Source organism: Duganella guangzhouensis (genome assembly GCF_009674535.1).
Taxonomy (GTDB): domain Bacteria; phylum Pseudomonadota; class Gammaproteobacteria; order Burkholderiales; family Burkholderiaceae_D; genus Rugamonas; species Rugamonas guangzhouensis.
In genome coordinates, this window is sequence record NZ_WKJK01000006.1 from 348,972 (window position 1) to 361,131 (window position 12,160).

Consider the following 12,160-nt stretch of genomic DNA (forward strand, 5'->3'; position numbering starts at 1 on the left):
CTACAGCCGCGTCGCCAGCTCGGCGCCTTCCTTGATGGCGCGCTTGGCGTCCAGTTCCGCCGCCAGCGCGGCGCCGCCGATTTTATGGAAGCGCACCGGCAGCGCCTTGGCCTCTTCCTCGGACGGCATCAGCTCCGCCAGGCTATCCTGGCCGGCGCAAATCACCACGTTATCGACCGCCAGCAAGCGCTGCTCGCCGCCGACCGTGATGTGCAAGCCCTGATCGTCGATGCGGTCGTACTGCACGCCGGCCATCATCACCACGCCGTTCCGCGCCAGCACCGCGCGGTGCACCCAGCCCGAGGTCTTGCCCAGGCCCGCGCCGGGACGCGAGGTCTTGCGCTGTAACAGATACAGCTGCCGCACAGGCTCCGGCTGCGCCGCCGCCACCAGTCCGCCCGGCGTCTCGACCTTCATGCCGACACCCCACTCCTTGGCCCAGACATCCAGCGCCAGCGGCAGCGGATGACGCGGATCGTGCAGCAAAAACTCGCCCATATCGAAACCGATGCCGCCGGCGCCGATGATGGCCACGCGCTTGCCGACCGGCTTATGGTCGCGCAGCACGTCCAGATAGGACAGCACCTTCGGATGCTCGATGCCTTCGATCGGCGGCTTGCGCACCTTGATGCCGGTGGCGACGATCACATCGTCAAAGCCGCCGGCCAGCAGCTGCTCGCGCGTCACCCGCGTATTCAGCTGCACGTTGACGCCGGTGAGTTCCAGCTTGCGGCCGAAGTAGCGGATGGTCTCGGCAAATTCCTCCTTGCCCGGAATCTGCATCGCGATCTTGAACTGGCCGCCGACGCTGTCGGACGCTTCGAACAGCGTCACATCGTGGCCGCATTCGGCCGCCACCGTGGCCGCCGACAAACCGGCCGGCCCGGCGCCCACCACCGCCACCCGGCGCGGCTTGGCGGCCGACGCGTACACCAGCTCCGTCTCGTGGCAGGCGCGCGGATTCACCAGACAGCTGGCGCGCTTGTTCGAAAAAGTATGATCGAGGCAGGCTTGATTGCAGCCGATGCAGGTATTGATCTCGTCGCTGCGCCCTTCCGCCGCCTTGAGCACGAAGTGCGAATCGGCCAGGAACGGCCGCGCCATCGAAATCATGTCGGCCTCGCCGCGCTGCAGGATGCCCTCCGCCTCGGCCGGCATGTTGATGCGATTGGACGCCACCACCGGTATCGTCACCTCCAGCCGCAGACGGCCCGCCAGCGAGGCGAAAGCCCCGCGCGGCACCGAGGTGACGATGGTCGGCACCCGCGCCTCGTGCCAGCCGTAGCCGGTGTTCAGTATCGACACGCCGGCCTGCTGCAAGGCCTTGGCCACCGCCACCACCTCGTCCCAGGTATTGCCGCCTTCGACCAGGTCCAGCAAGGAGTGGCGGTACATGATGATGAAGTCATTACCGACTTCCGCGCGGATGCGCTTCACTATCTCCACCGACAGCCGCATGCGGTTCTCGATGCTGCCGCCCCATTGGTCGGTGCGCAGATTGGTGCGCGCGCACAGGAACTGATTCAGCAGATAGCCTTCGCTGCCCATCACCTCGACGCCGTCGTAGCCGGCCTCGCGCGCCAGCTTGGCGCAGCGGGCGTAATCGCGGATGGTCTGCTCGATGCCGGCCTCGCTCAGCGCGCGCGGCTTGAACGGCGAGATCGGCGATTTTTTATCCGAGGCCGACACCACCAGAGGCTGATAGCCATAGCGGCCGGCATGCAAAATTTGCATCAGTATCTTGCCGCCCTCCTCGTGCACCGCCCTGGTGACGCGGCGATGGTTGACCACATCGCCCTTGAAGTTGAGCGTACCTCCAAAGGGGAGCAGCCAGCCGGACCGGTTGGGAGAGATGCCGCCGGTAACAATCAAACCCACGCCGCCACGCGCGCGTTCGCGATAAAATGCGGCGAGTTTGCCGTAGTGGTAGAAGCGATCTTCAAGCCCGGTATGCATCGATCCCATGATGACGCGGTTGCGCAGCGTCGTAAATCCGAGATCGAGGGGGGCCAGCAAGTGGGGGTAGGATGATGTTTTCATAATGCCCGCATTAAATCCCAATTCTCTAGATCTGAGCTTCTAAAGTCCGCGCGTGCTGCTCTTGTATTCTGCCACCCTTTACCGTACGCTGGCCAAATGATGCGATTCCTTCTGTTTTTGTTGTTAGGTGTGAGTGCCGCGATGGCCACGGCGCAGGCACCCAAGCTTGATCTGCCCAAGCTGGAGGTATCGGTCAATCGCGTGGAGCAGGACGGCCAGCATATGTATGAGGTCAACGCCATCGGCTACGTGGCGGCGCCGCTGCCCAAGGTGTGGCGCATCCTGACCGGCTACGAACGCATGTCGGAATTCGTGCCGGACATGGAGTCGTGCAAAGTCCTGTCCCGCAATGGCAATGAAGTCATCATCGAACAATTCGGCGTGGCGCGTTTTCTGTTCATGTCACGTACCATCCACCTGATTGTGAAGGCGGTCGAGCAGCCGATGTCGGCGATCGACATCTCGCTGATCTCGGGCGACATGAAGCATTATGAATCGCGCTGGGAGCTGGTGCCGGTGCCGGAAAGCGGCGGCACCAAAATTGTCTATCGCGGCCGGCTGATGCCAAACTTCTACGTGCCCGGCATCCTCGGCAACAAGCTGGTGAAAAGCGATATCGAGCGCATGATGAGCGCCGTGCTGGCGCGCCTCGACCGCAAGGACGCGCCCAAAGTGGAAGCTATTCCACAACCGCAGTCGGGCAGCAATTAAGCCGGCGAATTAAGCCAAATACGTATCCTGCGACCGCAGCTCGGCAAAGTTTTCCAGGCTGCCGATCTTGATCAGCACCGGATTCAAACTCAGCTGCGCCTGCATGGCGCGCCAGGCGAACTGCCATTCCTGCTCATGCGCCTCGGCGGCGGTCTTGGTGAAGGCCGCGCCCAGCGCCGCGCGCGTGCCGTATTCGATCGCGCCATCAATGCCGGCCCAGCTTGGCAAGGTGCGCTGCACGGCGCGGTGGATGCGCTCGCCGAATTCCTCGGTGTTATGGATGATCAGGCAAGCGTCGGCCGAGAAGGTCTCAAACAGCTTGCGGTCCCAGGCCTGGGAAAAGCTCAGCGTCAGGCAATGGTTGGCCGGACGCAGGATGAATTGGCCCTGGGTCAGCGCCAGTTCCAGGTCTTCGCGCACGCCGTAGCGGTACAGGGTGGGCGGGCGTTGGTAGTCGTGCATGATGTTCTCACAAAAAAAGTTTAACGCTTGCGGCGGACGTGACGCTGGGAACGCATCCACGCCGACGCAATAAAGATTTCGCGCAGCAGGGCAACAAAGCTGCCGACCAGACAGAGCACCGCCACCACAAAGGTGCCGGCTATGTATTTGTCAAAACCGAAATTGGTGACATCGCCCAGGAACAGCATCGTCACAATCACGCACACCATCAAGCCACAGGCGGTCGACAGGAAGATCGAGATATTGATCAGGTGCGAGCGGCGGTACAGCACGTCCAGCTCATTCAGATAGGCATCGCTATACGCCACATCCAGCCGGTCTTCCAGCACCCGCGAACGGTCGATGATGCGTGCCAGCCGGTTGGTCAGCACGATCAGGTTGGTACATACGCCCGACAGCAGGAAGACCGGCGCGATCGCCAGTTGAATGATGTGACCGATATCTCCGGTCTGGATGTTCATGATTGCCATGCGATTTATTCTTATCGATTAGTTCATAGTTTAACAGCCCGCGTCCCCGGCGGGCTTTTTTCAGGCAAAACCGCGATGGCGCTTGAACTGTTCGGTGGCGGCCACCAGCGCGCGCGAGATGCCTTTTTCCATGGCGCCATGGCCGGCGTCCGGTATCATCTTCAGCACGGCTCCAGGCCAAGCCTGATGCAAGCGCCATGCCGACACCGGCGGGCAGATCACGTCATAGCGACCCTGCACGATCACCACCGGCAGGTGGGCGATGCGGTCGATATTGTTGATCAGCTGCTCGTCGCTGAAGAAGCCCAGATTGGCCATGTAATGCGATTCCAGCCGGCCGACGCCCAGGTCCAGCGCGTCCGACGGCGGATCCTCGGCCTGCGGCAGCAGGAACACGCGGCGTCCCTCGAAGCGGCTCCAGGCGCGCACCGCCGGCCAGTGCACGGCCGGGTCGTCGCTCATGATGCGTTTGACATAAGCCTGCAGCAGATCGCCGCGCTCCGCCTGCGGAATCGGCTCGACGAACTCGGCATGCACCTCGGGGTGGAACCAGCGCGCACCATCCAGGAACCAGTCGATCTCCGCCTTGGTGCACAGGAACACGCCGCGCAGCACGAAGCCGAGGCAATGCTCCGGATGGGCCTGGCCGTAAGCCAGCGCCAGCGTCGAGCCCCAGGAACCGCCAAACACCAGCCATTGTTCGATACCGCACATCACGCGCAGCTTTTCGATATCGTCGATCAGCAGCTGGGTAGTGTTGTTGCGGCACTCGCCCAGCGGAGTCGACTTGCCGGCGCCGCGCTGGTCGAACAGGATCACCCGGTACTGTTCCGGATCGAAGAAGCGGCGGTGCTGCGGCGACAGGCCGGCACCCGGGCCGCCGTGCAGGAAAATCACCGGGATGCCGTTCGGATTGCCCACTTCCTCCCAGTAAATGGTGTGCACATCGTCGACCGCCAGCATGCCGTGACGGGACGGCGCGATCGGCGGGAACAGGGTGGAAGATGGGTCGAACATGGCTATCCTTGGGAACATTGATAGCAGATTGTACGAAAAAAAAGCCAGGATCGCGAACGATCCTGGCTCTTCCGTAGCGGTGGTGCCGCGCTTAAGACATGTGCTGGCCGCCGTTGATGGCGATGTTGGAGCCGGTCACGAAGGCCGCCTCGTCCGACGACAGGTAGGCCACCAGGCCCGCCACTTCTTCCGGTTTGCCCAGGCGGCCCATCGGAATTTGCGGCACGATCTTGGTGTCGAGCACGTCCTGCGGGATTTCCATCACCATCTTGGTGCCGATATAGCCTGGCGAGATGGTATTGACGGTTACGCCCTTCTTGGCCACTTCCAGCGCCAGCGCCTTGGTGAAGCCGTGCATGCCGGCCTTGGCGGCCGAATAGTTGGTCTGGCCGAACGCGCCCTTTTGGCCGTTGACCGACGAAATATTGATGATGCGGCCCCAGCCGCGCTCAACCATGCCGTCGCACACCGGCTTGGTCAGGTTGAACACCGAATCCAGATTGGTCTTGATGACCGCGTCCCAATTCACCTTGTCCATTTTCTTGAAGGTCATGTCGCGTGTGATACCGGCGTTGTTCACCAGCACATCCACCGGACCAATATCCTTTTCGATCGCTGCGATGCAGGTTTGTGCGGAGTCATAGTCGGCCACATCGCACGGGTAGGCGCGGAAGTTGTAGCCTTGGTCACGGGTAGTGGCCAGCCATTGTTCGACCTTCGGATTGCCAGGGGAATACGTGGTGACGACGCAATAGCCTAGCGCTGACAGCTTGAAACAAATCGCTTCACCCAGACCACCCATGCCACCGGTTACCAATGCCACTCTTGCCATTTTCGTCCCCTTCTTAATGAAAACCAAAATCGGAGTGCGGCCCGAAGCGATGCCGGGCCGCCAGATCTGTCTTACTCGTGTTCCTTACGCGCGTTCGATCGCCAGCGCCACGCCCATGCCGCCGCCGATGCACAGCGAGGCCAGGCCTTTCTTGGCGTCACGACGGATCATTTCGTGGATCAAGGTCACCAGCACCCGCGCGCCGGACGCGCCGATCGGGTGGCCAATCGCGATCGCGCCGCCATTGACGTTGATCTTGCTGGTATCCCAGCCCATTTCCTTGTTGACCGCCACCGCCTGCGCGGCGAAGGCCTCGTTGACTTCCAGCAGGTCCAGGTCGTCCGGGGTCCAGCCAGCCTTTTTCAGCGCCAGCTTGGTGGCCGACACCGGGCCCATGCCCATGAAGGCCGGGTCCAGGCCGGACGAGGCGTAGGCCTTGATCTTGGCCAGCACCGGCAGACCCAGTTCCTTGGCGCGGGTGGCGGTGGTCATGATGACGGCGGCGGCGCCGTCGTTCAGGCCGGAGGCATTGCCGGCGGTCACGGTGCCATCCTTGGCGAAGGCTGGACGCAGGCCGGCCAACGCTTCCAGGGTCGAGCCCGGTTTGACGTATTCGTCGCTGTCGAAGACGATGCTGCCCTTCTTCTGGACGATTTCCAGCGGCAGGATTTCATCCTTGAACTTGCCGGCTTTTTGCGCCGCTTCCGCTTTCAGCTGCGATTGCAGCGCGAATTCGTCTTGCTCGGCGCGCGAGATGTCGTATTTCTTGGCCACGTTCTCGGCCGTGGTGCCCATGTGGTACTGGTTGTAGACGTCCCACAGGCCGTCGACGATCATGCTGTCCACCGCCTTGAAATCGCCCATGCGGAAGCCGTCGCGCGAGCCGGGGATGACGTGCGGCGAGGCGCTCATGTTTTCCTGACCGCCGGCGATGATGATCTGCGCGTCGCCCGCTTTCAGCGCCTGCGCCGCCAGGTGGGTGGCTTTCAGGCCGGAGCCGCAAACGTGGTTGATGGTGAAGGCTGGAATGGTGTTCGGCAGGCCGGCCTTGATGACGGCCTGGCGCGCCGGATTCTGGCCGACGCCGGCGGTCAGCACCTGGCCCAGGATGGCTTCGCTCACCAGATTCGGATCGATGCCGGTTTTGGCCAGCAGGCCCTTGATGACATGCGCGCCCAGTTCCGACGCCGGCACCTTGGCCAGGCTGCCACCGAATTTACCCACACCAGTACGGCCTGCGGCCACGATAACTACATCATCCATTTGATTCTCCAATGCGCCAGCCTCGCTGGCTAAGTTGAGCGACAACGCGAACTTTTATCATACGCCGTCCACACAGACCGTGTGGCAGGTTTCGATGGTGCGTCGCCACGAGGAATCGTAAAGTTTTGTTAGCACCATCCATGTCTGCTGCGCAAGCGCCGGAGACTAATCCTATGCGCGGTTTTCAGCGTCGAGTTTGATGCACATCAAATCCTTCATATGTATTTTGAAGAAACCATAACAATTTGTCACGATAATAATTTGATACCGTCCAGCGAAGCCGCGCATTGCTCACGTATCACATTGACGAAGTCCAGCACGTAAGCCTTGTGTTTCTGCGCCTCCGGCACCGATACGAACAGATCGCTCCACAAGCCCTGCTCGCCCACCGGGCGCGCAATCACGTAGTCGTAATCGACATAATTCTTGATCGCCCAGTTCGGCAGCGCGGCGACGCCACGGCGGCTGGCCACCAGTTGCAGCACCGCGACGGTCAGCTCGGCATTGCGGCGCTGGAAGTCGATATGGGCCGGCGCCAGCACTTCGCGGATCAGGTCGATACGCTCGTCCGGCACCGGGTAGGTGATCAGGGTTTCGCCGTTGAAATCGGCGGCGTGCAGGCGGCGCAGGCTGGCCAGCCGGTGTTTTTGCGCCATCACCACCAGGATCTCAAAGCGGAACAGCGGGAAGGTGGCGAACTCGCCGCCATAGTTGCGGCCGATCACCAGATCGGCTTCGCCGCTGCGCAGCAATTCCGCCGCCTCGCTATGGAAGCCGGACACCAGATCGATCTCCACTTCTGGCCAGCGCTTGCGGAATTCATCCATCACCGGCATCAGCCAGTCGAAGCAGGTGTGGCACTCCAGCGCGACCCGTAAACTGCCGGTATCTCCCTGCATCAGGCGTGCAACTTCGCGCTCCGCGCTTTCAATTTCCGGCAACAGCATGTCGGCCAGCTTGAGCAGGCGGGCACCGGTGGCGGTAAAGCCGATCGGCACCGATTTGCGCTCAAACAGCGGGCCGCCGTAGCGATCTTCCAGCAATTTGATTTGATGTGACAGGGCGGACTGCGTCAGGTTGAGCAGTTGGGCAGCACGCACGAGACTGCCAGCCGAGCGCAACGCGCTCAAGGTGCGGAGGTGGCGTATCTCTAGCATGGTCTATTAATTTTTTTCATGTGAACCCGTAAAATCTTTCGTTTTGATTATAGACCGGTTTGCCGCACACTTTATATCACCAATATTAAATGCGGATGACAGGCATCATGACCAACACTAATAAAGCGATTCAGACCCACATTCCCGGCTTCCCGCGCATTGGCGCGGCGCGCGAGCTCAAATTTGCACTGGAGCGCCACTGGCGCGGCGAACTATCCGAGGCCGGACTGGAAGAAATCGGCCGCGAACTGCGCGCGCGGCATTGGGCCTTGCAGCGCGAGGCCGGGCTGGATCTGGTGACGGTGGGCGACTTTGCGTTCTACGACCAGGTGGCCAGCCACATCCAGCTGTTCGGCTGCGAACCGGCGCGCTACGGCTTCAACGCCGAGCAATCGCCACTGCAGCGCTACTTCACCATGGCGCGCGGCCGCAGCGCTGATGTCACGCCAACCGCCGCCCACGACGCCGACTGCGGCTGCGGCCAGCCGCACGCCAGCACCAGCGCCGCCCTGCCCGCCGCCGCCGCGCTGGAAATGACCAAATGGTTCGACACCAACTACCACTACCTGGTGCCCGAATTCAGCGCCGACACCAGCTTCACGCTGGCGGCCGAACGCCTGCTGGCCGAAGTGGCGGAAGCGCAAACGCTGGGCCACGCCGTCAAAGCCACGCTGATCGGCCCGCTGACCTTGCTGTGGCTGGGCAAATCCCGCGACGACAGCAACTTCGACCGCCTCTCCCTGCTGGAGCAACTGCTGCCGGCCTACAGCCAGCTGCTGCAGCGCCTGAAAGCGCAAGGCGTGCAATGGGTCCAGATTGACGAGCCCATCCTCGGCCTCGACCTGCCGGCCGCCTGGCGCAACGCCTTTGAAAACACCTACTGGCAGCTGAACCAGGCCGGCGTGCCATTGCTGCTGGCCACCTATTTCTCGCCGCTGGAAGAAAACCTCAGCCTTGCGTGCCGCCTGCCGGTGGCCGGCCTGCACGTCGACGCCGTGCGCGCGCCGCACGAACTGACCAGCATTGCCGACTGGCTGCCGGTACACAAAGTACTGTCGGTCGGCATCGTCGACGGCCGCAATATCTGGCGCACCGACCTCGACGCCGCGCTGGCGAAACTGGCGCCCATCGTCGACAAGCGCGGCGGCAAACTGTGGCTGTCGTCCTCGTGCTCGCTGCTGCACGTGCCGTTCTCGCTGGCCGCCGAGCAGCACCTGGACGCCGACATCCGCGACTGGCTGGCCTTCGCCACCGAAAAGCTGGACGAGCTGCAACTGCTGAAACGCACGCTGCAAGGCGATGACACCAACGCCGCGCTGACCACCGCGCGCGCCGCCATCGCCAGCCGCCGCGCCAGCCCGCGCGTGCATCAGCCCGCAGTACGCGCCCGCCTCGACCAACTGCCGGCCGACGCCGACCAGCGCCGCTCCGGTTTCGCCGAGCGCCAGGCCGCACAACGCGCACGCTTCAAGCTGCCGTCGTTCCCCACCACCACCATCGGTTCCTTCCCGCAAACGCCGGCCATCCGCAGCGCCCGCGCCGCCCACAAGCGCGGCGAGCTTGACGCCGCCGGCTATCAAGCCCAGATGCGCGCCGAAATCGCCGACGCCGTGCAGCGCCAGGAAGCACTGGGCCTGGACGTGCTGGTCCACGGCGAAGCCGAGCGCAACGACATGGTCGAATACTTTGGCGAACAGCTGGACGGCTTCACCTTCACGCAGCAGGGCTGGGTGCAATCCTACGGCTCGCGCTGCGTCAAGCCGCCCATCATCTACGGCGACGTCAACCGTCCCAAAGCCATGACCGTCGACTGGACCGTGCACGCGCAAAGCCTGACCGCCAAGCCGATGAAAGGCATGCTGACCGGCCCCATCACCATCCTGCAATGGTCGTTCGTGCGCGACGACCAGCCACGCGCCGACACCGCGCTGCAGCTCGCGCTGGCGATCCGCGACGAGGTGACCGACCTGGAGCAGGCCGGCATCGGCATCATCCAGATTGACGAACCGGCGGTGCGCGAAGGCTTGCCGCTGCGCCGCAGCCGCTGGGACGGCTATCTGGACTGGGCCACGCGCGCTTTCCGCATCAGCGCCAGCGCGGTGGCGGACCGCACCCAGATCCACACCCACATGTGCTATGCCGAGTTCAACGACATCCTGCCGCAGATCGCCGCCATGGATGCCGACGTCATCACCATCGAGACCAGCCGTTCCGACATGGAGCTGCTGCACGGTTTCGGCCAGTTCGCCTATCCGAACGAAATCGGCCCCGGCGTCTACGACATCCACTCGCCGCGCGTGCCGGACCAGCAAGACATGGTGCGCCTGCTACACAAAGCCAGCGCGGTGATCCCGCCGTCGCGGCTGTGGGTCAATCCGGATTGCGGCCTGAAGACGCGCGGCTGGGCTGAAACCGAAGCGGCGCTGCGTAACATGGTGGCCGCTGCTCAACAATTACGCAGCGTCTACTAAACCCCGCATTTTTACAGGCCCGCACGTTAGGCGGGCCTCCCCATCTGTCATTTTCCACAGTAGAATGTTGGTGCCTGCGCATGCGCGCGGGGATAACCCCTGATACTGTCGCCATGTCCAAGAGCCTGTTTCAAAAGCCCATCGAAATCAAAATTTCCACCGTAGTCGCCGTCTCCGCCATTCTGTCCACGGCGGACCGCATCGCGCTCGACGCGGCGCTGGCCGAAATGACCGGCGGCACCGCCGACTTCTTTGAAGACGACCTGACCGTGATCGACGTCGCCGCGCTGCCGGCCGGCTGCGATCCGATCGACTGGGGCGGCCTGATCGCCCTGCTGAAAAAATACCGCCTGAACCCTGTCGCCGTGCGCAACGCGCCGCCGGAAATGGCCGCCGCCATCGCCGCCCACGGCCTGAGCCTGGAAACCGCCAGCGCCAAGCCCAAGGACGAAGCGCCGGCCGAACCGAAGCCGGCCGCGCCGGCACCGACGCCAGTAGCCGTGAGCGCCGCCCAGGCGCAACCGCCGGCCGCCGCCAGCAACGGCACCGACGTGATGATCATCGACACCCCGGTGCGCGCCGGCCAGCGCATTTACGCGCGCGGCTGCGACCTGGTGGTCACCGCCGTGGTCAACAACGGCGCTGAAATCATCGCCGACGGCAGCATTCACGTGTACAACACCCTGAATGGCCGCGCGCTGGCCGGCGCCTCCGGCAATGCCCAGGCGCGCATTTTTGCAATGAATATGTCGCCGGAGCTGGTCTCCATCGCCGGCGTCTACCGAACGTTTGAAGACGGATTCCCAACGGAATATGCACGCTCGCCCACGCAAATTCGCTTGGTCGGCGACCGAATCGATATACTATCTGTCAATTCTGCTAACCGCGCTTGAAACCACCTCTCTTAAAGGATTAATCTGTGGCGAGAATTATTGTTGTGACGTCCGGCAAAGGTGGTGTGGGTAAGACCACCACCAGTGCCAGCTTTTCCACCGGCCTGGCGATGCGCGGCCATAAGACCGCAGTGATCGACTTCGACGTCGGCCTGCGTAACCTCGATCTGATCATGGGCTGCGAACGCCGCGTGGTCTACGACCTGATCAACGTGATCAACAAGGAAGCCACGCTGACCCAGGCGCTGATCAAGGACAAGCACTGCGACAACCTGTTCATCCTGCCGGCCTCGCAGACGCGCGACAAGGACGCGCTGTCCGAAGACGGCGTGGAAGTGGTGCTGCACGAGCTGATCAACATGGGCTTCGAGTTCATCATCTGCGACTCGCCGGCCGGCATCGAACATGGCGCGCTGATGGCGCTGACCTTTGCCGATGAAGCCGTCATCGTCACCAACCCGGAAGTGTCGTCGGTGCGCGATTCCGACCGCATTCTGGGCATCATCCAGGCCAAGTCACGCCGCGCCCAAACCGGCGGCGAACCGGTCAAGGAACACCTGCTGATCACCCGCTACTCGCCGAAACGGGTGGAAGCGGACGAGATGCTGTCGTACGAAGATGTACAGGAAATCCTGCGCATTCCTCTGATCGGTATCATTCCGGAGTCGGAACAAGTGCTGCATGCTTCGAACCAGGGTAACCCGGCGATTCACTTCAAAGGCACGGATGTGGCACAAGCCTACGAAGACGTGGTGACGCGCTTCCTCGGCCAAGAGGTGCCGCTGCGCTTCACCAACTATGAGAAGCCGGGCCTGTTGCAGCGTATCTTTGGGAGCAAGTAATC

At 62.7% G+C, this 12,160-nt stretch carries 11 protein-coding genes; 4 read left to right on the plus strand and 7 right to left on the minus strand.

All coding sequences use genetic code 11. The features are described 5' to 3' along the window. Positions 1-2,040, minus strand: coding sequence for an NADPH-dependent 2,4-dienoyl-CoA reductase (locus GJ699_RS14205; protein WP_154377228.1), 2,040 nt, complete (start codon positions 2,038-2,040; stop codon positions 1-3). A 96-nt stretch (positions 2,041-2,136) separates the two neighbouring features. On the opposite strand from GJ699_RS14205, the gene GJ699_RS14210 reads away from it, so the two are divergent. Then, the gene (locus tag GJ699_RS14210) at positions 2,137-2,751 is read left to right on the plus strand and encodes an SRPBCC family protein (protein WP_308495518.1); all 615 of its coding nucleotides are present in this window, start codon (positions 2,137-2,139) and stop codon (positions 2,749-2,751) included. A gap of 9 nt (positions 2,752-2,760) precedes the next feature. Here GJ699_RS14210 and GJ699_RS14215 read toward each other — a convergent pair whose 3' ends face one another. The 6 genes from GJ699_RS14215 to GJ699_RS14240 all read right to left on the minus strand — a co-directional run bounded on the left by GJ699_RS14215 (position 2,761) and on the right by GJ699_RS14240 (position 7,952). Continuing rightward, entirely contained in the window at positions 2,761-3,213 is a 453-nt protein-coding gene (locus tag GJ699_RS14215; RefSeq protein WP_154377230.1) for a hypothetical protein, read from the minus strand. A 20-nt stretch (positions 3,214-3,233) separates the two neighbouring features. Continuing rightward, positions 3,234-3,674 (minus strand): DUF2721 domain-containing protein, encoded by a 441-nt coding sequence (locus tag GJ699_RS14220; RefSeq protein ID WP_154377343.1) that lies wholly within the window; start codon positions 3,672-3,674, stop codon positions 3,234-3,236. Between the two features lie 69 nt (positions 3,675-3,743). Next, complete coding sequence (gene pip, locus GJ699_RS14225; RefSeq protein WP_154377232.1) at positions 3,744-4,700, minus strand: prolyl aminopeptidase; 957 nt, start codon at positions 4,698-4,700, stop codon at positions 3,744-3,746. Between the two features lie 91 nt (positions 4,701-4,791). Beyond that, positions 4,792-5,532 carry an acetoacetyl-CoA reductase gene (gene phbB, locus GJ699_RS14230; RefSeq protein ID WP_154377234.1) on the minus strand — a complete coding sequence of 247 codons (741 nt, stop codon included), beginning with the start codon at positions 5,530-5,532 and terminating at the stop codon, positions 4,792-4,794. An 84-nt stretch (positions 5,533-5,616) separates the two neighbouring features. After that, positions 5,617-6,795: an acetyl-CoA C-acetyltransferase gene (locus GJ699_RS14235; RefSeq protein ID WP_154377236.1), complete on the minus strand. Its 1,179-nt coding sequence runs from the start codon at positions 6,793-6,795 to the stop codon at positions 5,617-5,619. A 248-nt stretch (positions 6,796-7,043) separates the two neighbouring features. Further along, a complete protein-coding gene (locus GJ699_RS14240) occupies positions 7,044-7,952 on the minus strand; it encodes a LysR family transcriptional regulator (RefSeq protein ID WP_154377238.1) in 909 nt (302 codons plus the stop codon). A gap of 107 nt (positions 7,953-8,059) precedes the next feature. Here GJ699_RS14240 and metE point away from each other — a divergent pair, with 107 nt between their 5' ends. From metE to minD, 3 genes are all read left to right on the plus strand, one after another. Then, positions 8,060-10,423 carry a 5-methyltetrahydropteroyltriglutamate--homocysteine S-methyltransferase gene (gene metE, locus GJ699_RS14245; RefSeq protein WP_154377240.1) on the plus strand — a complete coding sequence of 788 codons (2,364 nt, stop codon included), beginning with the start codon at positions 8,060-8,062 and terminating at the stop codon, positions 10,421-10,423. A gap of 113 nt (positions 10,424-10,536) precedes the next feature. Further along, complete coding sequence (minC, locus tag GJ699_RS14250; RefSeq protein WP_154377242.1) at positions 10,537-11,316, plus strand: septum site-determining protein MinC; 780 nt, start codon at positions 10,537-10,539, stop codon at positions 11,314-11,316. 26 nt (positions 11,317-11,342) lie between these two features. Next, complete coding sequence (minD, locus tag GJ699_RS14255) at positions 11,343-12,158, plus strand: septum site-determining protein MinD (RefSeq protein WP_371867559.1); 816 nt, start codon at positions 11,343-11,345, stop codon at positions 12,156-12,158. Positions 12,159-12,160: the final 2 nt, after the last annotated feature.

What these genes read in the sequence shown, in the direction of transcription:
- phbB (WP_154377234.1), bottom strand. Translation starts at nt 5,532, where the DNA reads ATGGCAAGAGTGGCATTGGTAACCGGTGGCATGGGTGGTCTGGGTGAA.
- GJ699_RS14220 (WP_154377343.1), bottom strand. Translation starts at nt 3,674, where the DNA reads ATGAACATCCAGACCGGAGATATCGGTCACATCATTCAACTGGCGATC.
- minC (WP_154377242.1), top strand. Translation starts at nt 10,537, where the DNA reads ATGTCCAAGAGCCTGTTTCAAAAGCCCATCGAAATCAAAATTTCCACC.
- metE (WP_154377240.1), top strand. Translation starts at nt 8,060, where the DNA reads ATGACCAACACTAATAAAGCGATTCAGACCCACATTCCCGGCTTCCCG.
- GJ699_RS14235 (WP_154377236.1), bottom strand. Translation starts at nt 6,795, where the DNA reads ATGGATGATGTAGTTATCGTGGCCGCAGGCCGTACTGGTGTGGGTAAA.
- GJ699_RS14205 (WP_154377228.1), bottom strand. Translation starts at nt 2,040, where the DNA reads ATGAAAACATCATCCTACCCCCACTTGCTGGCCCCCCTCGATCTCGGA.
- GJ699_RS14210 (WP_308495518.1), top strand. Translation starts at nt 2,137, where the DNA reads ATGATGCGATTCCTTCTGTTTTTGTTGTTAGGTGTGAGTGCCGCGATG.
- GJ699_RS14240 (WP_154377238.1), bottom strand. Translation starts at nt 7,952, where the DNA reads ATGCTAGAGATACGCCACCTCCGCACCTTGAGCGCGTTGCGCTCGGCT.
- GJ699_RS14215 (WP_154377230.1), bottom strand. Translation starts at nt 3,213, where the DNA reads ATGCACGACTACCAACGCCCGCCCACCCTGTACCGCTACGGCGTGCGC.
- pip (WP_154377232.1), bottom strand. Translation starts at nt 4,700, where the DNA reads ATGTTCGACCCATCTTCCACCCTGTTCCCGCCGATCGCGCCGTCCCGT.